Origin of the sequence: Streptomyces sp. NPDC006743 (genome assembly GCF_040703815.1) — a bacterium.
In the GTDB taxonomy this organism is placed as follows: Bacteria; Actinomycetota; Actinomycetes; order Streptomycetales; family Streptomycetaceae; genus Streptomyces.
In genome coordinates this window covers 115,398-138,396 of the sequence record NZ_JBEYJA010000018.1, presented here as the reverse complement: position 1 = coordinate 138,396, position 22,999 = coordinate 115,398, and the positions used below count along the sequence as shown (strand labels likewise).

At 71.7% G+C, this 22,999-nt stretch carries 15 protein-coding genes and 1 pseudogene; 11 read left to right on the top strand and 5 right to left on the bottom strand.

The window, feature by feature from the left end; all coding sequences use genetic code 11:
* Positions 1-107: 107 nt before the first annotated feature.
* The 3 genes and pseudogenes from ABZ719_RS17635 (at position 108) to ABZ719_RS17625 (ending at position 4,213) form a co-directional block, all read left to right on the top strand.
* On the top strand, positions 108-521 hold the full coding sequence (locus tag ABZ719_RS17635) for a (deoxy)nucleoside triphosphate pyrophosphohydrolase (RefSeq protein ID WP_366726071.1): 414 nt from the start codon (positions 108-110) through the stop codon (positions 519-521).
* Positions 522-639: 118 nt separating this feature from the next.
* Positions 640-1,077 (top strand): annotated as a pseudogene (locus ABZ719_RS17630) (ATP-binding protein); the annotation flags it as partial.
* A gap of 430 nt (positions 1,078-1,507) precedes the next feature.
* Positions 1,508-4,213 carry a SpoIIE family protein phosphatase gene (locus tag ABZ719_RS17625; protein ID WP_366726070.1) on the top strand — a complete coding sequence of 902 codons (2,706 nt, stop codon included), beginning with the start codon at positions 1,508-1,510 and terminating at the stop codon, positions 4,211-4,213.
* A 203-nt stretch (positions 4,214-4,416) separates the two neighbouring features.
* Here the strand turns inward: ABZ719_RS17625 and ABZ719_RS17620 are convergent, their stop codons facing one another.
* Positions 4,417-6,036, bottom strand: coding sequence for a hypothetical protein (locus tag ABZ719_RS17620; RefSeq protein ID WP_366726069.1), 1,620 nt, complete (start codon positions 6,034-6,036; stop codon positions 4,417-4,419).
* A 100-nt stretch (positions 6,037-6,136) separates the two neighbouring features.
* Between ABZ719_RS17620 and ABZ719_RS17615 the strand changes: the two genes are divergently transcribed.
* On the top strand, positions 6,137-7,582 hold the full coding sequence (locus ABZ719_RS17615) for a hypothetical protein (RefSeq protein ID WP_366726068.1): 1,446 nt from the start codon (positions 6,137-6,139) through the stop codon (positions 7,580-7,582).
* Positions 7,583-7,645: 63 nt separating this feature from the next.
* Here ABZ719_RS17615 and ABZ719_RS17610 read toward each other — a convergent pair whose 3' ends face one another.
* Genes ABZ719_RS17610 through ABZ719_RS17595 form a run of 4 tightly spaced genes read right to left on the bottom strand, consistent with a single transcriptional unit; the run spans position 7,646 to position 11,530 of the window.
* Entirely contained in the window at positions 7,646-8,416 is a 771-nt protein-coding gene (locus ABZ719_RS17610; protein ID WP_366726067.1) for a succinate dehydrogenase/fumarate reductase iron-sulfur subunit, read from the bottom strand.
* Positions 8,413-10,347: a fumarate reductase/succinate dehydrogenase flavoprotein subunit gene (locus tag ABZ719_RS17605; protein ID WP_366726066.1), complete on the bottom strand. Its 1,935-nt coding sequence runs from the start codon at positions 10,345-10,347 to the stop codon at positions 8,413-8,415. The genes ABZ719_RS17610 and ABZ719_RS17605 overlap by 4 nt, the downstream gene beginning before the upstream one ends.
* A 40-nt stretch (positions 10,348-10,387) precedes the next feature.
* Positions 10,388-11,224: a hypothetical protein gene (locus ABZ719_RS17600; RefSeq protein ID WP_366726065.1), complete on the bottom strand. Its 837-nt coding sequence runs from the start codon at positions 11,222-11,224 to the stop codon at positions 10,388-10,390.
* 18 nt (positions 11,225-11,242) lie between these two features.
* The gene (locus ABZ719_RS17595) at positions 11,243-11,530 is read right to left on the bottom strand and encodes a hypothetical protein (protein WP_037852185.1); all 288 of its coding nucleotides are present in this window, start codon (positions 11,528-11,530) and stop codon (positions 11,243-11,245) included.
* Between the two features lie 388 nt (positions 11,531-11,918).
* On the opposite strand from ABZ719_RS17595, the gene ABZ719_RS17590 reads away from it, so the two are divergent.
* The 7 genes from ABZ719_RS17590 (at position 11,919) to ABZ719_RS17560 (ending at position 22,805) form a co-directional block, all read left to right on the top strand.
* The gene (locus ABZ719_RS17590; RefSeq protein ID WP_366726064.1) at positions 11,919-14,177 is read left to right on the top strand and encodes an ABC transporter family substrate-binding protein; all 2,259 of its coding nucleotides are present in this window, start codon (positions 11,919-11,921) and stop codon (positions 14,175-14,177) included.
* A 235-nt stretch (positions 14,178-14,412) separates the two neighbouring features.
* Positions 14,413-16,320: a translational GTPase TypA gene (gene typA / locus ABZ719_RS17585; RefSeq protein ID WP_366726063.1), complete on the top strand. Its 1,908-nt coding sequence runs from the start codon at positions 14,413-14,415 to the stop codon at positions 16,318-16,320.
* Between the two features lie 611 nt (positions 16,321-16,931).
* A complete protein-coding gene (locus ABZ719_RS17580) occupies positions 16,932-18,554 on the top strand; it encodes an ABC transporter substrate-binding protein (RefSeq protein WP_366726062.1) in 1,623 nt (540 codons plus the stop codon).
* 167 nt (positions 18,555-18,721) lie between these two features.
* On the top strand, positions 18,722-19,654 hold the full coding sequence (locus ABZ719_RS17575) for an ABC transporter permease (RefSeq protein WP_037852178.1): 933 nt from the start codon (positions 18,722-18,724) through the stop codon (positions 19,652-19,654).
* Positions 19,647-20,594: an ABC transporter permease gene (locus tag ABZ719_RS17570; protein ID WP_366726061.1), complete on the top strand. Its 948-nt coding sequence runs from the start codon at positions 19,647-19,649 to the stop codon at positions 20,592-20,594. Before ABZ719_RS17575 ends, ABZ719_RS17570 begins: the two co-directional genes overlap by 8 nt.
* Before the next feature lie 11 nt (positions 20,595-20,605).
* Positions 20,606-21,664, top strand: coding sequence for an ABC transporter ATP-binding protein (locus tag ABZ719_RS17565; RefSeq protein ID WP_366726060.1), 1,059 nt, complete (start codon positions 20,606-20,608; stop codon positions 21,662-21,664).
* Entirely contained in the window at positions 21,657-22,805 is a 1,149-nt protein-coding gene (locus ABZ719_RS17560; protein ID WP_366726059.1) for a dipeptide ABC transporter ATP-binding protein, read from the top strand. The genes ABZ719_RS17565 and ABZ719_RS17560 overlap by 8 nt, the downstream gene beginning before the upstream one ends.
* Positions 22,806-22,999 lie beyond the last annotated feature (194 nt).

The following is a 22,999-nucleotide window of genomic DNA, read 5'->3' as shown; positions in this document are numbered from 1 at the left end:
GTCCGGCGACCGGGGTACGGCACCCGGGAGTGCCGGCGCCTGACTCCCGGCCCCTGGCGCAGGGCCGCCGGCCGGCCCCCCGGCGCGGCTCCCGTAGGCTCCGGGCCATGACCGAACGGATCGTGGTGGTCGGGGCCGCCCTGCTCGACGGCGGCCGTCTGCTCGCCGCGCGCCGCAGCGCGCCCCCCGAGCTGGCCGGGCGCTGGGAACTGCCCGGCGGCAAGGTCGAGCCCGGTGAGCTGCCGGAGGCGGCCCTCGTGCGCGAGCTGCGGGAGGAACTGGGCGTGGACGCCGAGACCGTCGCACCGGTCCCCGGCGCCTGGCCGCTGAGGCCCCCGTACGAACTGCGGGTGTGGACGGCCCGTCTGCGCCCCGGCTCCGCCGCCCCCGAGCCCCTCGAGGACCACGACGAACTCCGCTGGCTGGCCCCGGCCGAGGTCTGGACCGTCCCGTGGCTGGACCAGGACGTGCCCGCCGTACGCGCCGCCCTCACCCACCTCGAAGCCGCCCCGCGGACCTGACCACCGCCGTCTCGCCGGGATGCGGCACGTGTAGGCCTTCCGCCGGGCAGCCGCCCGGGTACCGTCGGCGGAAGGGCGGTACTGGGAGCGGCATATCGGGTATGGGCCCCTTAACCCCATGAAACCGGATATGGGGGGTTCGCTGACCCGGGAAGTGACCGGCGTGATCGACACCGAAGGCGACTGCGCGGAGTGGACGTTCTCCGCGGAGCCCGGCGCGGTGCGCACCGCCCGCTCCGCGGTCCGCGGCCAGTTGCGCAGTTGGGAGCTGGACAGCGTCGGTGACACCGCGGTCCTGCTGGTGAGCGAGCTGGTCACCAATTCGCTGCGGCACGCCCACGGCCCGATCGGCCTGCGCCTGGTGCGCCCGGCGGGGCTGCCGCGCGTGCTGCTGGTGGAGGTCTCCGACCCGCTCCCCGACCCGCCCCGCGAACGCCCCGCCCGTCCCGACGACGAGAGCGGGCGCGGCCTGCAACTGGTCGCCGCCTCCTCGCGCCGCTGGGGCACCCGGCCGGACGAGACCGGCAAGACCGTCTGGTTCGAACTGGCCGTACCCGCCCGCGACGGCGGAGCGCGGGCCTCCGGTGGTTCCGCCGGCTCCCCGTCCGCCGGCTCCCCGTCCGCCGGCTCTGCCTGTGACGGCTCCGCGTCCGGCGCTTCCCCGTGCGACGGCTCCCCGGGCGGGAGGAGCCGGACCGGCCGCGTCCGGCCGTGACGAAGGGTGACGAGAAGGGTGCGGGAGGCCGTCCGCCGCGCTCGCCGGGGACACTCGTTCACGGCGGTTGTCCGCAGTGGGGTTCGACGGGGTGTCGCCTGGTTAGAAGACAGGTTGTGTTGTCACAGGACGAACCGGGCCGGACCAGAAGGCATCGGGATGGTCCTGTGATCGTGAACACCGTGTTGCGGGGCGCCGTAGTGCTGGATACTGCGGGCAGCCGCCCCCGGTGACCGGTACCGGACGCGGTGAGCTGGAGGGGACGGTTCGCGTGAGCGAGATACCAGCGAAGGCCGCGGAGTCCGAGGACCCGTCGGACGGCGCGAGGACGGGGTCCGCGGGTGGCGCGGCCGCCGCGGGACCCGCTGGGGTCGAGGGGGCGCCTCCCGTGGACGCGATGTGGCAGAGCAGTCCGCCCGGCTCCATCTACGACTACATCAAGGTCGCCTCCTTCTCCATCGGACCGGACGGGCACGTCGACCAGTGGAGCCGGCGGGCCGAGCAGTTGTTCGGCATTCCCGCCGAGCGCGCCGTCGGCATGGACCCCATCGAGGCGTTCATCGACTCCGACCTGCGCGAGCAGGGCCAGCGCAAGATGGCCGAGATCCTCGACGGACGGGAGTGGACCGGCGTCGTCCCGTTCCGCCTGGACACCCCGCAGGACGAGGGCGGACGGCCGCGCGCGGGAGGCGGCGGCACGGACCCCGACGGTTCGCGCGGTACGGCCGGGCGGGGCCGTGCGGGCGGCGTCACCCGCGGTCTCGCCGAGGTGTACGTCATGCCCACCCGCACCGCCGAGGGCGACAAGGCCGCCGTCTGCATCGTCGTCGACGTCCGCACCCTGCGCAGCATCGAGACCGACCTCGCCGCCTCGCAGGCGATTTTCGGCCAGTCCCCGTTCGGGTTCCTGCTGCTCGATCCCGACCTGCGCATCCGCCGCGCCAACCAGCGCTTCGCCTCCATCTTCGGCGGCACCCCCGACGACCACCGCGGCAAGGGTCTGTACGACTATCTGCCCCGCGCCGAGGCGGACCGGGTCTCGGCCACGCTGCGCCGGGTCCTGGAGGACGGCGAGTCCATCACGGACATGCACGTCACCGGGTTCGTCCCGGGCTCCGACGAACGCCGTCACTGGTCCATCAACCTCTACCGCGTGCACAGCGGCAGCGGTCGCCCCATCGGCATCGCCTGGCTCGGCACCGACATCACCGCCCGCCGGGCCGCCGCCCGCGAAGCCGCCGCCGCACGGCGCAACCTCGCCCTCCTCAACGAGGCCGGCGCCCGCATCGGCAACTCACTCGACCTGGAGACCACCGCCCGCGAACTCCTCGACGTCGTCGTCCCCGGCTTCTGCGACCTGGCCACCGTCGACCTCTACCAGGGCCTGCTCGCCGGTGACGAGACCCCGCCCGGCCTCGCCGACGGCAGCGCCGAACTGCGCCGGGTGGCGTTCGCCAGCGCGGTCTCCGGCGCCCCGCTGTCGGCCACCGGAGCCCCCGTCGAACTGGGCGCTGTCCACCACTACGCCTTCAACTCCCGCTGCGCGGACGCCCTGCGCACCGCCCGCCCGCAGCTCGTGCCCGGCGAGGACGGCGGCCTGGTGCACTCCACGCTGGCCGTGCCGATGGTCGCCCACGACACCGTGGTGGGACTGGCGCAGTTCTCGCGGACCAAGGGCAGCGAACCGTTCGGCGACCGCGACCGCGACCTCGCCGTCGAACTCGCCGCGCGTGCCGCCGTCTGCATCGACAACGCCCGCCTCTACCGGCGCGAGCACGAACGCGCGCTGATACTCCAGCGCTCCCTGCTGCCGCCGGGCGACCCGGAGGCCTCCGGCCTGGACATCGCCTGCCGCTACCTGCCCGGCAACGCGGCCACCGGCCGGCCCAGCGAGGTCGGCGGCGACTGGTTCGACGTCATCGAACTCCCCGGCCACCGCACCGCGCTGGTCGTCGGCGACGTGATGGGCCGCGGACTGCGCGCGGCCGTCGCCATGGGCGAACTGCGCACCGCCGTACGCACGCTGGCCCTGCTCGACCTGGAACCGGCGGAGGTCCTCTCCCAGCTCGACGAGATCGCCCGCGGCCTCGGCGCGCCCGGCGGCGTCCAGCAGGCCACCCGCGCCGCCCGCAGGCCGCGGGAGGCGGACCTGTCGGAGGTCTACCTCGCCACCTGCGTCTACGCCGTCTACGACTCCGTCACCCGCCGCTGCACGTTCGCCAACGCGGGCCACCTGCCGCCCGTCCTGGTCGAGCCGGGCGAACAGGCGCTGATGCTGGACGTCCCGCCCGGCCTGCCGCTCGGTGTGGGCGGCGAGCCGTTCGAGGAGGTGACGGTCGAACTCCCCGAGGGTGCCCTGCTGGCGCTGTACACCGACGGCCTGGTCGAGTCCCGCGACCATCCGCTGGACGAGGGGCTCCAGGCCTTCGTCGGCGCGCTCACCGCCCCGAACCTCCCCCTGGAGGACGTCTGCGACCACGTCCTCAACACCCTCGGCAGCCACCACGGCGAGGACGACATCGCCCTGCTCATGGCCCGCGTGCAGGGCCTGCCCGCCGAGTCCGTCGGCGACTGGACGCTGCCGCGCGAGCCGCGCAGCGTCGGCCGCGCCCGCGAGTACGCCCGCAGCCAGCTCCTCGCCTGGGACCTGGAACCGCTGGTCGACACCACCGAACTCCTGGTCAGCGAGCTGGTCACCAACGCGCTCAGGTACGGGGAGGGCGAGATCAGGCTCCGCCTGCTGCTGGACCGCACCCTGGTCTGCGAGGTCTGGGACGCCGGCCTGGTCCAGCCCCGCCGCCGCCGCGCCCGCGACACCGACGAGGGCGGCCGTGGCCTCCAGCTGGTCGGCCTCCTCAGCGCCGCCTGGGGCTCCCGCCGCACCCCCCGCGGCAAGACGGTCTGGTTCGAACTGCCCCTCCCCGACGGCGACACCCCCCTCACGGACCCGGCGGAGGCACTGCTGAGCCTGTTCTGACGCCGAGGGCGCCGACCGCGAACGGCGCGGAACGGGGCCGCTCACGGGACCCGAGCCGCGCGGTCCGCGGATCCGTGACGCGGCGGATCCGCGGGCGTGAGGAGGACGGTGTTCCGCAGGAAGCCGATCGCCTGGGGAGCACCCTCCCGCGGCCCGTGACGACGGTGGTCAGGAAGTGCCTTCGTCGCCCATTCGACGGGGTGTCAGGGACGCGACGCGACCCGGCGCGTCCTCGTGCCGGGGCCGCCGAAGTGCGGGGCCGGGGCCGTGGGGGAGGGGTGGAGGAGGACGCCGCCCAGGACGGCGGCGGCCGTGCCGGGGGTGTCGGCGTCCGCCTCCGTGTACGGGTTTCCGTGCATGCGGACGTCCTGTTCCGCACGGTCTCGGGCCTCGCGGGCCAGGGCGTCGGCGCGCAGGTGTCCGGCGGGGTCGTCCGAGGCGAGGAGGCGTTCCGCCCCGGCCAGCAGCGTGCGGGCCCCGGCGCCCACCACACCCCGGTGCGTCGTGACGAAGTCGGCCGCCGCCCCGGTCGCGCTGCGGGCGGTGAGCAGGGCCGCGGCGGAGAGCACTCCCGTGCGCCCCGCGTCCAGGGGCGCCGTTGCCGTGACGATCCGGCGCAGGACGTCGAGCGGGTCGTGGCGCCGGCCTGAGGTCAACTCCTGCCGTACGGAGGCCAGGACGGCGTCCGCGTGCAGGACGCGGGAGCGGATCTCACCGGCCGGCACGGCCGTGAGCCGGCCCTGCGTCCCCGCCCGCTCCGCCTCCGCCCCGCTCAGCGCGGCCGGCACCAGCGACGCGGCCTCGTCCAGCTCGGCGGCGAGGCGTTCGATGCCGTCGAGGAAGACGGCCGCCTGCGCCACCGCGCCCTCGGCCGCCCGCAGATGGGCCGCGGCGCGACCGCTCTCGCCCCGGTCCGCCTGCTGACGCGCCTGGTTGAGGTGGACCGTCGCGAACATCAGGCGGTCCTTGGCCTGTTCCGTGCCCCCCGTCACCTGGTCCGACGCCGACGGGGCGTAGCGCCGCAGGAGATCGGCCACGACGGCCTCCGCCGCCGGCGTCCGGGCCGCCAGCGCCCGGAAACGGGTCTCCGCCACCTCCACCGCCCGGCCGACTCCCCGGTCCAGGCCGCGCACGTCGTCGAAGGCGTCCGCCGCCGCGTCCAGCAGACGTCCGGCCTCCTCGCAGCGGCCGATCACCGCGGCCGGCACCTGCCGCCGGGCGGCCGGGTCGGCCGGGTCGCCCGCGTCGTAGCGCAGGCGCAGTGCGAAAGCCACCGACAGTTCCCGCTCCGCCTCACGGACCGCCCCGGTGAAGGGCGCCAGGTCCGCGCCGCCGCAGCCCGCCTCGGCGAAGCCCAGTTCCTCCCGGCTGGTGCGTACGCAGTCGTCGGCCAGGACCAGCGACCGCCGGGCCCGTGCGTCGAGTTCGTCGAGGTCAGCGAGCCCGTCACCGGAGAGCGCCCCCGTCGGCGGCGGGGACGCGCCCCCGTCCCCGCCGCCCGGTGTCGTCCGTGTCCTCGCCCGCCGGGTGCGCCGCACGTACCCGTACCCCGCGCCCACCGCCGCCGCGCCCACCGCGACGAGCGGCAGGACGAGGTCGGCGCCCGACGTCTCGTCCTGCGGGGGTGCGACGGTACCGACGGCGACCGGGCCGGCGCGGGGGAGCGCTCCCGCTGCAACCGCCGTACCGCTGTTGATCGTCATCACCGGAAGCGCCAGCCAGGCGATCCCCGCCGTGCCGCCCAGCGCGGCCCGCGCCGCCCGCACGCACCAGGGCGGACGGGCGCGGCGCGGCCGGACCGCGCGGGGCAGGGAGGACGTCACGTCTCGGAGCGTATGACCGCCGGCGCGGGCCCGCGACCGGGACTGCGGCACTGGTGGGGCGGATGCGACGCGACGACAGGTGAGGGGCCGGGACAGCGGCATGCAGAACAGCGGAAGCGAAGACGGCAGAAGCGAAGACGGCGCAAGCGGCGAGGAGGCCGAGAGCGGCAAGACGCTTCACGCCGAGCAGCCCCGGGCCAAGGAGACCGAGGCCAAGGAGACCGAGGCCAAGGAGACCCAGGCCGAGGAGACCCAGGCCGAGGAGACCCAGGCCGAGGAGACCCAGGCCAACGAGGCGGGGAAGGCCGACCAGGCCAACCAGGCCGGGAAGGCCACCGAGGCCAGCGGGGCCACCCAAGCCACCGAGGCCCAGGTCAGGGAGGCCACCCATGCCACCCAGGCCACCGAGATCACGGGCGTCGCGGCCGAGCGACGCCGGCGGGCCGACGCCGCCGAGGACGCCCGGGACGCCGGCGCGGACCGAGCGCCCACGTCCCCTCCCGGCCGCCTCCCCGGCACCCGAGCCCGCCGCCCGTCCGGCGCCCGCCGTCTCCTCCGCCCCCGTCGCCTGATCCCCCTCCTCGTCCTCCTGCTGGTCCTGCCCCTCCTCGCCGCCGAGACCGCCCTGCGGGTCAACTACACCGGCGAACCGGCCGACGGGACGCGGACCAGGGGCCAGGACGCGATCTGGCTCGGGCACGCCTGGGTGGACGGGCGGAAGAAGGACGCCGATGTCGCCTCGCTCGCCGCGCGGCTGCGCGGGACGGGGATCCGGGACCTGTACGTGCACGCGGGTCCGCTGGAGCACGACGGCACCCTGCCCGCGTCGGCGTACCGCGACGCCGGATGGCTGGTGGCGGCCGTGCACCGGGCGCTGCCCGGGGTGCGGGTGCAGGCCTGGCTGGGGGACGTGCTGGCCACCGAGAGCCCGGACGGGCTGCGCCTGGAGCGGGCCCGGACACGCGCCGCCGTGGTCGCCTCCGCCCGCGCGGTCCTGGCCGCCGGGTTCGAGGGCGCCCACTTCGACCTGGAGCCGCTGCACTCCGGTGACCGGGACTACCTCGGCCTCCTGGACGACCTGCGCGCCGTCACCCGCGCGCACGGCGCCCTCCTGTCGGTCGCCGCGCACCAGATCGACCCGCTCCCCGCCTTCCACTCCCTCTGGGGCACCCTGACCAACCACCCCAAGTGGTGGTCGCAGGCGTACTTCGGGGAGGTCGCGCGCCGGGTCGACCAGATCGCCGTGATGTCGTACGACACCATGCAGCCGTCGCAGAGCCTGTACGGCGGTTACGTCGCCCAGCAGACGTCCCTCGCCCTGGAGGTCACCCCGCCCACCACCGACCTGCTGATGGGCCTGCCCTTCTACCACGAGAACCGGTTCGGCCACTGGGCGCACGCCGAGACGGTGCCCGCCGCCGTCCGGGGCGTCCGCCTCGGCCTGTCCCGTACGGACCCGGACCGCGTGCGCTTCGGCGTCGCGCTGTACGTCGACTTCGCCGCGACGGAGGCGGACTGGAGCGCGTACCGGAACGACTGGGTGTGACCCGCCGCCCTCACCGCCGCCTGCGCGCCGCCGTCGTCCCGGCGCGCGCCGACACCGTCACCCTCACGGCGAGCGCCGCCTGATCTTCGAGCCCAGCCAGACCAGCGGGTCGTACTTGCGGTCCGCCGCGCGTTCCTTCAGGGGGATCAGGGCGTTGTCGGTGATGCGGATGCCCTCCGGGCACACCTCCGTGCAGCACTTGGTGATGTTGCAGTAGCCGAGGCCGTGGTCGTCCTGGGCCGTGCGCTTGCGGTCCAGGCCCGCCTGGTCCGCCGCGTCCAGGGGGTGCATGTCCAGCTCGGCGATCCGCATCAGGAAGCGCGGCCCGGCGTACGCCGGCTTGTTGTCCTCGTGGTCGCGTACGACGTGGCACACGTCCTGGCACAGGAAGCACTCGATGCACTTGCGGAACTCCTGCGACCGGTCCACGTCCTCCTGCGTCATGCGGTACTCGCCGGGCCCCAGACCGGCCGGCGGGACGAAGGCGGGGACCTCGCGGGCCTTGGCGTAGTTGAAGCCGACGTCCGTGACCAGGTCGCGGATGACCGGGAAGGCGCGCAGCGGTGTGACGGTGACCGTCTCCTCCCGGGTGAAGACCGACATGCGGGTCATGCACATCAGGCGCGGCCGCCCGTTGATCTCCGCCGAGCACGAACCGCACTTGCCCGCCTTGCAGTTCCAGCGCACGGCGAGGTCGGGCGCCTGGGTGGCCTGGATGCGGTGGATGATGTCGAGCACCACCTCCCCGTCGTTGACCTCGACCGTGAAGTCCTTCAGGCCGCCCCCGCTCACGTCGCCCCGCCACACCCTGAAGCGGGCCTCGTAGCCGCTCATCGCGACAGCTCCTCTTCGGTGAGGTACTTGACCAGCTCTTCCTTCTCGAACAGGGCGAGCAGGTCGGGGCGGATGGGGGCGGTGGTCTCGCGGGTCAGCGTGATCTGGCCGCGCACCGGGTCGGTGGCCGCCAGGCCGCCGGTGGGGTCGCTGAGCCGGCACAGCAGGTTGGTCCGCCGCCAGGCGCGGTCCATCGACGGGTGGTCCTCGCGGGTGTGTCCGCCGCGCGACTCGGTGCGTTCCAGCGCCGCCCGGGCCACGCACTCGCTGACCAGCAGCATGTTCCGCAGGTCCAGGGCCAGGTGCCAGCCCGGATTGAACTGCCGGTGGCCCTCGACCCCGGCCCGGCGCGCGCGGACGCGCAGCTCCGCCAGCTTGTGCAGCGCCTGCTCCATCTCGGCCTCCCGGCGGATGATGCCGACCAGGTCGTTCATGGTCTGCTGGAGTTCCTGGTGGAGGGTGTACGGGTTCTCCGGCGGTCCGTCCGCCGTGCTCCCGGCCTCCGCCGAGAACGGGCGCAGCGCCTCCGCCGCCGCCGCGTCCACCTGGGTGTCCGGCACGGGCGGGCGGTCGTGGGCCAGGCCCTGGGCGTACTCGGCGGCGTGCCGGCCGGCCCGGCGGCCGAAGACCAGCAGGTCGGAGAGGGAGTTGCCGCCGAGCCGGTTGGAGCCGTGCATGCCGCCGGCCACCTCCCCGGCCGCGAACAGGCCCAGCACCCCGCGGGCGGCCGCCGTGTCGGAGTCGACCGCGACGCCGCCCATCACGTAGTGGCAGGTCGGCCCGACCTCCATCGCCTCGGCGGTGATGTCCACGTCGGCGAGTTCCTTGAACTGGTGGTACATCGAGGGCAGCCGGCGGCGGACGACCTCGGCCGGCATACGGGTGGAGACGTCCAGGAACACCCCGCCGTGCGGGGAGCCGCGGCCCTCCTTGACCTCGGAGTTGATCGCGCGGGCCACCTCGTCGCGGGGCAGCAGTTCGGGCGGGCGGCGGTTGTGGTCGGGGTCGTCGTACCAGCGGTCGGCCTCGTCCTCGGTCTCGGCGTACTTCTCCTTGAAGACGTCGGGGACGTAGTCGAACATGAACCGCCTGCCCTCGGAGTTGCGCAGCACCCCGCCGTCGCCGCGCACCGACTCGGTGACGAGGATGCCCTTCACCGACGGCGGCCAGATCATGCCGGTGGGGTGGAACTGGACGAACTCCATGTTGACCAGCGGCGCCCCGGCCAGCAGTGCGAGCGCGTGCCCGTCGCCGGTGTACTCCCAGGAGTTCGAGGTGACCTTGAAGGACTTGCCGATGCCGCCGGTGGCGATCACCACCGCGGGCGCCTCCAGCACGAAGAAACGGCCGCTCTCGCGTGCGTAGGCGAAGACGCCGCCCACCCGCCCGCCGTCCTTCAGCACGCGGGTGACCGTGCACTCCTGGAAGACCTTCAGCCGCGCCTCGTAGTCCCCGGTCTCCCGGTGGTCCTCCTGCTGGAGGGAGACGATCTTCTGCTGGAGGGTGCGGATCAGTTCGAGGCCGGTGCGGTCGCCGACGTGGGCGAGGCGGGGGTACTCGTGACCGCCGAAGTTGCGCTGCGAGATCTTCCCGTCCTTCGTCCGGTCGAACAGCGCGCCCCAGGTCTCCAGCTCCCACACCCGCTCGGGTGCCTCCCGGGCGTGCAGCTCGGCCATCCGCCACTGGTTGAGGAACTTCCCGCCGCGCAGCGTGTCGCGGAAGTGGACCTGCCAGTTGTCGTGCGGGTTCGCGTTGCCCATGGCCGCCGCGATGCCGCCCTCGGCCATCACCGTGTGCGCCTTGCCGAACAGCGACTTGCAGATCACCGCCGTGCGCGCCCCGCGCTCGCGGGCCTCGATGGCGGCGCGCAGTCCGGCGCCGCCCGCGCCCACCACGACGACGTCCCACTCCTGCCGGTCGACCACGGACATCAGTCCTCACTCGTAGATCACTGGACGAACTGGTGGGGCGCTAGAAGAAGCGCGGATCGTCGAACACCCCGGACGCGACGAGATAGACGTAGAAGTCGGCGAGCGCGACGCTGATCAGCGACGCCCAGGCCAGCTGCATGTGGCGGGCGTTGAGCCGGCCGACCGCACGCCAGGCCCGGTAGCGCACCGGATGCTTCGAGAAGTGCTTGAGCTTGCCGCCGACGATGTGCCGGCAGGAGTGGCAGGAGAGCGTGTACGCCCAGATCAGCCCGATGTTCACCAGGAAAACCAGGGTGCCCAGGCCCATGTGGCCCCAGCGGTAGTGGGTGTCGCGGAAGGCCAGCACCGTGTCGTAGGTCAGTACGCCGGCGACGAGCAGCGCGGCGTAGAAGAAGTACCGGTGGAGGTTCTGCAGGATCAGCGGGAAGCGGCTCTCGCCCGAGTACCGGCCGTGCGGTTCGGCGACCGCGCAGGCGGGCGGGGAGGCCCAGAAGCTGCGGTAGTACGCCTTGCGGTAGTAGTAGCAGGTCAGGCGGAAGCCCAGCGGGAAGATCAGGATGATGATCGCCGGGGAGAGGGCCCACCAGCTGCCGAAGACGTCGGCGTTGGGGCCCATGCGCATGGTCCGGCAGTTCTCCGCCAGGCACGGCGAGTAGAACGGCGAGACGTAGGGGGCCGCGTAGTAGTCGGCGTTCGCGAAGGCCCGCCAGGTCGAGTACGCGACGAAGGCCAGCAGGCCCGCGGCGGTGACCGCCGGTGCCAGCCACCAGCGGTCGGTCCGCAGGTGCCCGGCGGCGATCGCGGCGCGCGCCGGGGACCGGACGCCGCCGCGCGCGGGACGGGGGGCCGTGCCGGGAGGTTCCGTACCAGTGGCCACGTAAGGACTCCGGTCGGGTCAGGGGGCGTGGCGGTCGCGGGCGCCGAGTCCCTCGTCGTCCGAGTCCGTCCACAGGGAGATGTCGTAGGGCGTGTCGGAGATGGTGACGAGGGCGGGCCGCTGGGCCGCGGCGGGGCTCCGGGTGGCCTCGCGCAGCAGGGCGACGCTCTCGCGCAGGTGGTCGGCGTCGGTGCGCACGCGGCGTATCTCCAGCGTGCCGCCGAGCTGGTGCTCCAGCCGGGCCACCGACCGCAAAAGGTCGTCGAGGGTGTGCTGTACGGACGTCAGGTCGTCGGACACGGACATGACGTGACCTCACTTCCACGGGCCGCTGAGGCCCTGGACGGCGACGTTCATGCGCCTGCGAGTGTCGCGCGTCACACCTGCCGGTGGGAAGGGACGTGCAGCGATCGGCGGATCGCGGCTTTCCCGCGCACGCTCGTACGCGCTCTGTGTGCGCCGGGGCGCATTGCTCCGCACGGGTGACCTTCCGGGCCCCCGCCGCCGTGTCGCCTCCGGCAGACGAACCCTTTCCTCTTCAGTGGGGCCATAGATCTGATCAGCTCCAAAATACCGCCAAACGTGAACAAGTAGTACGCAGACCAAGACAGCCCCACATATGTTCCGCCCGCCTCCCCACCTGTGCCGCCACCCGTGCCCACCGGCGGGAAGCGGCTCCCCGGAGGTAGCACAGATGTCGTACGACGGTGTCGGGCCCCGCGCGGTCATGCGCTCGGCCGCCTACCTGGCCGCAGGCGCCCTCGCGGTGCCCCTGCTGGCCGGCTGCGGCTCCGACGACGAGGGCAGCAAGCCCCTGGCCGGACAGGACATCGCCCCCGCGGCCCGCGCCCAGGTCGCCGACGGAGGCACCCTGCGCTGGGCCGTGGACGCGATGCCGGAGACGCTGAACACCTTCCAGGCGGACGCGGACGCGGGCACCACCCGGATCGCCCAGGCCGTCCTGCCCGCCATGTTCCGCATCGACGCCGCCGGCCGCCCGCAGCGCGACGCCGACTACCTCGACTCCGCCCGGGTGGTGGAGACCGAGCCCAAGCAGGTCGTCGTCTACCGGCTCAGCCAGCAGGCCGTCTGGAGCGACGGCCGCCAGATCGGCGCCGCCGACTTCGCCGCCCAGTGGCGCGCCCTGTCCGGCAAGGACTCCGCGTACTGGACCGCGCGCAACGCCGGCTACGACCGCATCGAGAAGGTCGAGCGCGGCGCCAACGACCTGGAGGTCCGCGTCACCTTCGCCCGCCCCTACGCGGACTGGAAGTCGCTGTTCTCGCCGCTCTACCCCAAGGACGTCACCGGCACCGCGAACGACTTCAACGACGGCGCGCGCAAGAAGCTCAAGGTCAGCGCCGGCCCGTTCACCGTGCGGAAGATCGACACCAAGGAGAAGGACGTCGTCCTCGCCCGCAATCCGCGCTGGTGGGGCCACCCGGCCAAGCTGAACGAGATCGTGCTGCACGCGGTGGCGCGCGACAAGCGGGCCGCGGCGCTCGCCGACGGCACCGTGGACGTGGCCGACATCGACCCCGCCGACGCCGACCGGATCACCCTCGCCGACGGCGCCCACGGCAGCTCCCCCTTCCTCGGCGGCGGCGGGCGCACCGCGGCCAAGGCCCTGCGCTCCTGGGCGCTCGTGCACGGCTCCGACGAGAAGGCCGCCGGCCGCGAGCGCCGCGCCGTGGAGAAGGGCCGCGGCACGCTCACCACCTACCTGAGACAGCAGGACGCGCTGCGCGGCGTGCGGGTGCGCAAGTCGCTGGAGCCCGCCTTCACCCAGCTCGCCCTGAACGGGGCGGGCGGCCCGCTCGCCGACGAACGCGTCCGGCACGCGGTGGCGCACGCCCTGGACCGCAAGGAACTCGCCGAGATCGTCCTCAAGCCGCTCGGCCTGCCCGCCACCCCCGTCGGCAGCCACCTCGCCCTGTCCGGCCAGGCCGACTACGCCGACAACAGCGACGCGCTCGGCGGCCAGGACACCGCCCAGGCCAAGGCGCTGCTCGCCGACGCCGGCTGGGTGCCGGGCCAGGGCAAGGAGCGCAAGAAGGGCGACAAGGCGGCCGGCGCCGAGGGCCACCGGGGCGCGAGCGGGTCGCCGGACGGCTCGGGCGACGGCGACGGCACCTACATCGTCGGCGTGAACGACGACATCGAGGCCAACGGGGACGGCAAGGGCCATGCGGACGGTGGTCACCGGGGGTCCGACGGCGGCGGCGACCAGGAGAGCGCCAAGGACCACGCCGGGGACGGCGGCGGTTCCCGGCAGCTCGCCCAGGACGGCAGGCACTACGCCCGCGAACAGCTGACCCAGGGCGGCGCGCCGGGCGCGTACGCCCCCCGGGGCACCGCCGCGCCGGCCGGTGCCGTCGCCGGGCCGCTGGCCAAGGACGGCAAGCCGCTCACCCTCCGCTTCGTGCTGCCGTCCGGGCCCGGCTCCGAGACGCTGCGCAAGGTCGCCGACCGGATCACGGCCATGCTGGAGAAGGTCGGCATCGCCACCGACGTCACCAAGGTCCCCGACGACAGCTACTTCCGCGACCACATCGCGGCCGGCCAGTACGACCTCGCCCTGTACTCCTGGCCGGCCACCGCCTACCCGGCCACCGACGCCCGCCCGGTCTACGCCAAGCCCGTCCCGGCGGCCGACGGCTCGCTGAACGTCCAGCAGAACTACACCCGCGTCGGCACCGACCAGGTCGACCAGCTCTTCGCCGAGGCCCTCGCCACCCTGGACGAGGGCGAGCAGCGCGACCTGGTCCGCAAGGCCGACGCGCGGATCTGGGCGAGCGCCGGGTCCATCCCCCTCTACCAGCGGCCCCAGCTCGTCGCGGTCCGCGGCACCCTGGCCAACGTGGGCGCCTTCGGCTTCCAGACGCCGGTCTACGAGGACATGGGATTCCTGCGCAAGGGCGCCGCCGGGGCCACGGCGAGCGCGTCGTCGTAGCCCGGCGCCGCCGCCGGGGCTCGAACGGGCCCGGACGCGGGCCGTGGCCGGGGCCCGGACGGGGGCCGGGACCAGGGCCGCAACCGGGTCCGTGGCCGGGGCCGAACGGCCCCGCAGGCCCCCACCGCGGCGCACCCGTACCATGGGGTGAGGCCGTGGCGTGTTCAGCCCGGCAGGGCGCGCGTACCGAGGACGTACGCGCAGCCGTCCGCACACTCCGGGAGTACGCCTCAATATGGCCACGCGCCACGACATTCGAAACGTAGCCATCGTCGCTCACGTCGACCACGGCAAGACGACCATCGTCGACGGCATGCTGAAGCAGGCCGGTGCCTTCGCCGCCCACCAGCTCGACTCCGTCGACGACCGCATGATGGACTCGAACGACCTGGAGCGTGAGAAGGGCATCACGATCCTCGCCAAGAACACGGCGGTGAAGTACCACCCCAAGGACGGCGGGGACCCCATCACGATCAACATCATCGACACCCCCGGCCACGCCGACTTCGGCGGCGAGGTCGAGCGCGGCCTGTCGATGGTCGACGGTGTCGTGCTGCTGGTCGACGCCTCCGAGGGCCCGCTGCCGCAGACCCGCTTCGTGCTGCGCAAGGCGCTCCAGCAGCGTCTGCCCGTCATCCTCTGCATCAACAAGACGGACCGCCCGGACTCCCGGATCGACGAGGTCGTCAACGAGACGTACGACCTCTTCCTCGACCTGGACGCCGACGAGGAGCAGATCGAGTTCCCGATCGTCTACGCCTGCGGCCGTGACGGCGTCGCCTCGCTGACCAAGCCGGACAACGGCACGGTCCCGGCCGACTCCGACAGCCTGGAGCCGTTCTTCTCCACCATCCTGGAGCACATCCCGGCGCCGACCTACGACGAGGACCTGCCGCTGCAGGCCCACGTCACCAACCTGGACGCGGACAACTTCCTCGGCCGTATCGCGCTGCTGCGCGTGGAGCAGGGCGAGCTGCGCAAGGGCCAGACGGTCGCGTGGATCAAGCGCGACGGCTCCGTGCAGAACGTGCGGATCTCCGAGCTGATGATGACCGAGGCGCTCACCCGCAAGCCCGCCGAGAAGGCCGGCCCCGGTGACATCTGCGCCGTCGCGGGCATCCCGGACATCATGATCGGCGAGACGCTCGCCGACCCGGAGAACCCGGTCCCGTTGCCGCTGATCACGGTCGACGAGCCCGCGATCTCCATGACCATCGGCACCAACACCTCCCCGCTGGTCGGCCGCGGCGGCACCGGCAAGGGCGCCGACGCGAAGGCGGCCGTCAAGGACCGCAAGGTCACCGCCCGCCAGGTCAAGGACCGCCTCGACCGCGAGCTGATCGGCAACGTCTCGCTGCGCGTGCTGGACACCGACCGCCCGGACGCCTGGGAGGTCCAGGGCCGTGGTGAGCTGGCTCTCGCCATCCTGGTGGAGACCATGCGCCGCGAGGGCTACGAGCTGACCGTGGGCAAGCCGCAGGTCGTCACCAAGGAGGTCGACGGCAAGACCTACGAGCCGGTCGAGCGCATGACGGTCGACGTGCCCGAGGAGCACATGGGCGCGGTCACGCAGCTCATGGGCGTGCGCAAGGGCCGCATGGACAACATGTCCAACCACGGTTCGGGCTGGGTCCGCATGGAGTTCGTGGTCCCCTCCCGCGGCCTGATCGGCTTCCGCACCGAGTTCCTGACCCAGACCCGCGGCACCGGCATCGGCCACTCCATCCACGAGGGCTTCGAGCCCTGGTTCGGCACGCTGACGACCCGTAACAACGGTTCGCTGGTCGCCGACCGCGCCGGCGCCGTCACCGCCTTCGCGATGACCAACCTGCAGGAGCGCGGCGTGCTCTTCGTGGAGCCGGGCACCGAGGTGTACGAGGGCATGATCGTCGGCGAGAACTCCCGCGCCGACGACATGGACGTCAACATCACCAAGGAGAAGAAGCTCACCAACATGCGGTCCTCGACGGCCGACGTGACCGAGTCGATCGTCCCGCCGCGCAAGCTCTCCCTGGAGCAGTCCCTGGAGTTCTGCCGCGACGACGAGTGCGTCGAGGTGACCCCGGAGGCGGTCCGCATCCGCAAGGTGAACCTGGACGCCCGCGAGCGCGCCCGCGCGGCCAGCAGGGCCAAGCACGGCTGAGTCCCGGCCGGCCCCTGAAGGCCGCGGGACGCACAGCGCACCAGGGCCCGCCCGGCAGTACGCCGGGCGGGCCCGTGCGTTTCCCCGGGTGCCGCGGTGTCAGGTCCGTACAGGGTTTTCCCTACATCCGGGCATCAGCACGCTCGGTGACACCTGTACGGTTCGCGCCATTGTTAGAGTGACCGGAATCTACGGCTTGTCGGGTCCTCGTGCCGGTCTGTTCCCCGCACCGGTCCCGGACCGCCCTCCAGGTATGCCCGCGCCGCCCTCCGGCGCAACGGGTTTTCCGACCCTCCTGTCCGCTATTCGGACAGTCACGCCCGATAGTTGTGTAACAAGTCCGTTTCGCAGGGATCTTTCACCAAACCCTTTGTCCGGATTTTGGAAGAAGTACACGGCAGGTGTGATCGAACCGAGACCTGGAAGGTGTGGTTCGGTACGGTTCGGATGGCAGATAGTTAGGCGCGTAGAGCTCGGATCAACGGGTCACGCGCTGCTGGCGGCGCCGACTCACGAGCCAGGGGGCACCTGAGCATTTCAGGCACCGGTAACGGTGATGCGTCAAGTGCCCCTCCATGCGGTGAACCAATGGACTCATGAGGAGGAGCCCCATGCGTGGTGCCAAGAGCGCCAAGTGGGTTGCGATAGCCGCGGTTGTGGCGCTGGGCGCGACGGCCTGCGGTGGCGGCGGTGGCAAGGGCAGCGACAGCAAGGCCGCGGTCGACCCCAACGGAAAGTTCTCCGTCGAGGTGGGCGAGCCGCAGCACCCGCTGCAGCCGGCGAACACCATGGAGTCCAACGGCAGCATCGTCATCAAGTCGCTCTTCTCCGGGCTCGTCGACTACGACTCCAGCGGCAAGATCGTCATGGTCAACGCCCAGTCGGTCGACACCAAGGACAACAAGACCTTCACGGTCAAGCTGAAGCCGGGCTGGAAGTTCCACGACGGCACCCCGGTCACCTCCACGTCCTACGTCAAGGCGTGGAACTGGGCCGCCAACCCGGCCAACAAGCAGACCAACAGCGCCTGGTTCGCCGACATCCAGGGCTACCAGGACGTCGCCCCGGCCAGCGGCAAGCCGAAGTCGGACAAGATGTCCGGCCTGAAGGTGGTCGACGACAACACCTTCACCATCACCCTGGCGAAGCCGATCCCGTACTTCGTCTACAAGCTCGGCTACGAGGTCTTCGACCCGCTGCCGGAGTCCTTCTACAAGGACCCGACCGCCGCGGGCGAGCACCCGGTCGGCAACGGTCCCTACAAGTTCGTCAGCTGGAAGCACAAGCAGTCGATCGAGGTCGCCAAGTACGACGACTACAAGGGCCCGAACGCCGCCAAGAACGGTGGTGTGCTCTTCAAGAACTACGCCAAGCTCGAGACGGCGTACCAGGACCTCAAGTCCGGCAACCTCGACGTGATGCGCCAGGTCGCCCCGCGTGACCTGCCGGTCTACAAGCAGGACCTCGGCGACCGCGCCGTGGACGAGTCCTACTCGGCCATCCAGACCATCGCCGTGGCCTTCTACTCCCCGCAGTGGAAGAAGGTCAACCCGAAGGTCCTCCAGGGCCTGTCGATGGCGATCGACCGCGACACCATCACCAAGACCGTCCTGCAGGGCACCCGTGAGCCGGCCACCGGCTGGGTCGCCAAGGGCGTCCTGGGCTACCAGCCGAACGCCGCCGGTGACATCACCAAGTACGACCCGGCCAAGGCCAAGCAGCTCATCCAGGAGGGTGGCGGCGTCCCGGGCAACAAGATCTCCATCCAGTACAACGCGGACGGCGGTCACAAGGAGTGGGTGGAGGCCGTCTGCGGCTCCATCACCAAGGCCACCGGCGTGGCGTGCACGGGCGACTCGAAGGCCGACTTCCAGGCCGACACCAACGCCCGTGACAACAAGCAGGTCAAGTCGCTCTACCGCTCCGGCTGGGTGCTCGACTACCCCTTCATCTCGAACTTCATCCGCGACCTGTTCGGCTCCAAGGCCGACGGCAACCAGGGTGGGTTCGACAGCAAGGAGGTCGACGACCTCATCGCCAAGGCGGACGCGGCCAAGACGCTGGACGAGTCGGAGAAGCTCTACCAGCAGGTCGAGAAGGAACTGCCGAACTACATGCCGAGCATCCCGCTCTGGTACTACAAGGTCAACGCGGGCTACTCGGAGAAGGTCTCGGGCGTCAAGTACGCCCAGGACGGTGACCCGATCCTGACCGGCGTTCAGGTCAAGAAGTAACCGCTGACGAACAGCGTGAGCCGTGCCGCACCCTTCAGCGGGGTGCGGCGCGGCAGCGGCCGACGAACGGCCGGGGGGCCCTTTTCGCCTCGTACGTACGGAATTCTTCGGGAAGCCGCTCGTACGGGGCGAAAAGGGCCTGCCGCTGTGACTGACATGGAGGCACCATGGGGCGCTATGTCGCACGACGACTGCTCCAGATGATCCCGGTCTTCATCGGGACAACACTGCTGATCTTCCTGATGGTCTACGCTCTGCCCGGCGACCCCGTGCGCGGGCTCTTCGGGGACAAGGCCACCACGCCGCAGGTGATCAACTCGCTGCGGCACCAGTACGGCCTCGACAAGCCGGTCCTGGTCCAGTACTGGGACTACATGCGGGGCATCATCCTGCACTTCGACTTCGGCGACCAGATCGCCAGTGGCCGCCCGGTCACCGACATCCTCGGTGAGGCCTTCCCGGTGACGCTGCGGCTCGCCGGTCTCGCCTTCGCCATCGAGGCCGTCGTCGGCATCGTGCTCGGCGTCATCGCCGGCATGCGCGCGGGCAAGGCCGCCGACACCGTCATCCTCTTCGTGACGCTGCTGCTGATCTCGGTGCCGGTCTTCGTGCTCGGCTACATCCTGCAGACGGTCTTCGCGATCAACCTGGGCTGGCTGGAGCCGTCCGTCACCGACGACACCGACCTCAACCAGTTCATCCTGCCCGCCATCGTGCTGGCCAGCGCGTCGCTCGCCTACGTGGCCCGGCTCAGCCGCACCTCGGTCGCCGAGAACCTGCGCGCCGACTACATGCGCACGGCCATCGCCAAGGGCCTGCCCAAGCGCCGGGTGATCGGTGTGCACCTGATGCGCAACTCGCTCATCCCGGTCGTCACCTTCCTCGGCACCGACCTCGGTGCCCTGATGGGCGGCGCGATCGTCACGGAGGGCATCTTCAACATCCACGGCGTGGGCGGCACGATCTACGACTCGATCGTGCGGCGAGAGGGCACCACACTCGTCGGCCTCGTCACCATCCTGGTCCTCGTGTACCTCTTCTGCAGCCTGATCGTCGACCTGCTCTACGCGGTTCTGGACCCGAGGATCCGTTATGCCTGAGCTGACCACTTCCGCTGACGAAGCCCCCAGCGCCGCCGCGACCGCCGCCGCGGGCGCCGAACTGCCGCAGCCCAAGGCGGAGAAGACCCGCAGCCTGTGGGGCGACGCCTGGCAGGACCTGCGCACCAACTGGGTGTTCATCGTCTCGGCGCTCCTCATCCTGCTGCTGCTGCTGATGGCCGCCTGGCCCGGCCTGTTCACCGGCGGCGACCCGAACAACAAGGACCTGGCCGGGCACTACCTGGCGCACCCGCAGTACGGGAAGGTCTTCTCGGTCGACTGGCTGGGCTACGACGCCCAGGGCCGCAGCGTGTACGTCCGCGCCATCTACGGCGCCCGCGCCTCGCTGCTGGTCGGCGGCGGGACCACCCTCGCGGTGACCCTGCTCGGCGGCCTGATCGGCATGGTCGCCGGTTACTTCGGCGGCTGGATCGACGCGGTGCTGTCCCGGGTGACCGACATGTTCATGGGCATCCCGTTCCTGCTCGGCGCGCTGGTGCTGCTGAACGCCTTCACCGACCGGACGATCCCGGTCATCATCCTGGCGCTGGCCTTCCTCGGCTGGACGCAGACGGCCCGTGTCATGCGCGGTGCGGTCATCACCGTCAAGTCCACGGACTACGTGCAGGCCGCCAAGGCGCTCGGCGCCGGGACCAACCGCATCCTCTTCCGCCACGTGCTGCCCAACGCGGTGGCGCCGGTGATCGTCGTCGCCACCATCTCGCTCGGTGTCTACATCGGCGCCGAGGCCACCCTGTCGTTCCTCGGCCTCGGTCTGAACGGCGCCTCGTGGGGCAACGACATCTCCGACGGCGGCAACTCGATCCGCGTGGCCCAGTGGATCATGCTCTATCCGTCGATCATGCTCAGCATCACGGTGCTGGCGTTCATCATGCTCGGTGAGGCCGTCCGCAACGCCCTCGACCCGAAGACGCGCTGAGGGAGGCGTACGTGACCACCATCGAAGAAGTCACCCCCGTGCCGTCGCCCCGCGACGGCGGGGCGGACGGCGGGCCACTGCTCGACGTGCGCGACCTGCACGTCGAGTTCCACACCCGCGAGGGTGTCGTGCGGGCCGTCAACGGCGTCAACTACAGCGTGAGCGCCGGTGAGACGCTCGCCGTGCTCGGCGAGTCCGGCTCCGGCAAGTCCGTGACCGCGCAGGCGATCATGGGCATCCTGGACATGCCGCCGGCGAAGATCCCCCAGGGCGAGATCCGCTTCCGCGGGCAGGACATGCTGACCATGTCCGCCGAGGAGCGCCGCAAGATCCGCGGCCGCCGGATCGCGATGATCTTCCAGGACGCGCTGTCCTCGCTGAACCCGGTGCTGACCGTCGGCTACCAGCTCGGCGAGATGTTCCGCGTCCACCAGGGCCTGTCCAAGAAGGACGCCAAGGCCAAGGCGATCGAGCTGATGGACCGGGTGAAGATCCCGGCCGCGGCGGCGCGCGTCAGCGACTACCCGCACCAGTTCTCGGGCGGTATGCGCCAGCGCATCATGATCGCCATGGCGCTGGCCCTGGAGCCGGACCTGATCATCGCCGACGAGCCGACCACGGCCCTCGACGTGACGGTCCAGGCCCAGGTGATGGACCTGCTCGCGGAGCTGCAGCGCGAGTACAACATGGGTCTGATCCTGATCACCCACGACCTCGGCGTCGTCGCCGACGTCGCGGACAAGATCGCGGTGATGTACGCGGGCCGCATCGTGGAGCAGGCGCCCGTGCACGAGCTGTACAAGCGCCCGGCGCACCCGTACACACGGGGTCTGCTGGACTCGATCCCGCGCCTGGACCAGAAGGGCCAGGAGCTGTACGCGATCAAGGGCCTGCCGCCCAACCTGCTGCGCGTACCGACCGGCTGCGCCTTCAACCCGCGCTGCCCCAAGGCTCAGGACATCTGCCGTACGGAGATCCCGGAGCTGCTGGCGGTCACCGAGCGCGACGGCGGCGAGCTGCCGGGCCGCGCCTCGGCGTGCCACTTCTGGAAGGAGACGATCCATGGCTGAGCTGAGCAAGAACGGCGAGCAGCAGGACGCCACGCCGAACGTCTCCGAGGTGGACGTCGTCAAGGCGGGCACCGAGGAGGAGGCGGTCGACGCCATCGAGGCGCCCGTCCAGCGCGGCGAGCCGATCCTCCAGGTGCGCGGCCTGGTGAAGCACTTCCCGCTCACCCAGGGCATCCTGTTCAAGAAGCAGGTCGGCGCGGTCAAGGCCGTCGACGGCGTCTCCTTCGACCTGTACCAGGGCGAGACCCTGGGCATCGTGGGCGAGTCCGGCTGCGGCAAGTCCACGGTGGCCAAGCTCCTGATGAACCTGGAGCGGGCGACCGCGGGCGAGATCTTCTACAAGGGCCAGGACATCACCAAGCTGTCCGGGCGCGCGCTGAAGGCGGTCCGCCGCAACATCCAGATGGTGTTCCAGGACCCGTACACCTCGCTCAACCCGAGGATGACGGTCGGTGACATCATCGGCGAGCCCTTCGACATCCACCCCGAGGTGGCCCCGAAGGGCGACCGGCGCCGCAAGGTGCAGGAGCTGCTGGACGTCGTCGGTCTCAACCCCGAGTACATCAACCGCTACCCGCACCAGTTCTCCGGCGGTCAGCGCCAGCGCATCGGCATCGCCCGCGGCCTCGCGCTCAACCCCGAGGTGATCATCTGCGACGAGCCGGTGTCCGCGCTCGACGTGTCGGTGCAGGCGCAGGTCATCAACCTGATGGAGCGGCTGCAGGACGAGTTCAACCTGTCGTACATCTTCATCGCGCACGACCTGTCGATCGTCCGGCACATCTCGGACCGCGTGGGCGTGATGTACCTGGGCAAGATGGCCGAGATCGGTACGGACGAGCAGATCTACGACCACCCGACGCACCCCTACACGCAGGCGCTGCTGTCGGCGGTCCCGGTGCCGGACCCGGACGCCCGCGACCACCGCGAGCGGATCATCCTCACCGGTGACGTGCCGTCCCCGGCCAACCCGCCCTCGGGCTGCCGCTTCCGCACCCGCTGCTGGAAGGCTCAGGACAAGTGCGCCGAGGAGGTCCCGCTGCTGGCGATCCCCGAGCGCTTCAAGGCCTCGGACTCCCCGGCGGCCCACGAGTCGGCCTGCCACTTCGCCGAGGAGAAGGACATCGTCCACGCGGCGTAGTCCCCACCGCGGCACCACCGCCGATGCCCGGCACCCCCACCAGGGTGCCGGGCATCGGCTTTCGCGGGCCCCGGCGGGCGTGCATGCGGCTGGAGTCGGGCCCTCCCCGGTGAGGCGGACGGGATATATGCGGCTTATGTGCTGATATGTGGACTGAGCCGTCGGCCGGACCGTGCCCTGTCCCGTACCCGAGG

Coding starts and splice junctions, on each gene's coding strand:
- ABZ719_RS17560 (WP_366726059.1), top strand. CDS start 21,657: ATGGCTGAGCTGAGCAAGAACGGCGAGCAGCAGGACGCCACGCCGAAC.
- ABZ719_RS17610 (WP_366726067.1), bottom strand. CDS start 8,416: ATGAGCGGCTACGAGGCCCGCTTCAGGGTGTGGCGGGGCGACGTGAGC.
- ABZ719_RS17590 (WP_366726064.1), top strand. CDS start 11,919: ATGTCGTACGACGGTGTCGGGCCCCGCGCGGTCATGCGCTCGGCCGCC.
- ABZ719_RS17580 (WP_366726062.1), top strand. CDS start 16,932: ATGCGTGGTGCCAAGAGCGCCAAGTGGGTTGCGATAGCCGCGGTTGTG.
- ABZ719_RS17615 (WP_366726068.1), top strand. CDS start 6,137: ATGCAGAACAGCGGAAGCGAAGACGGCAGAAGCGAAGACGGCGCAAGC.
- ABZ719_RS17635 (WP_366726071.1), top strand. CDS start 108: ATGACCGAACGGATCGTGGTGGTCGGGGCCGCCCTGCTCGACGGCGGC.
- ABZ719_RS17605 (WP_366726066.1), bottom strand. CDS start 10,347: ATGTCCGTGGTCGACCGGCAGGAGTGGGACGTCGTCGTGGTGGGCGCG.
- ABZ719_RS17595 (WP_037852185.1), bottom strand. CDS start 11,530: ATGTCCGTGTCCGACGACCTGACGTCCGTACAGCACACCCTCGACGAC.
- ABZ719_RS17570 (WP_366726061.1), top strand. CDS start 19,647: ATGCCTGAGCTGACCACTTCCGCTGACGAAGCCCCCAGCGCCGCCGCG.
- typA (WP_366726063.1), top strand. CDS start 14,413: ATGGCCACGCGCCACGACATTCGAAACGTAGCCATCGTCGCTCACGTC.
- ABZ719_RS17575 (WP_037852178.1), top strand. CDS start 18,722: ATGGGGCGCTATGTCGCACGACGACTGCTCCAGATGATCCCGGTCTTC.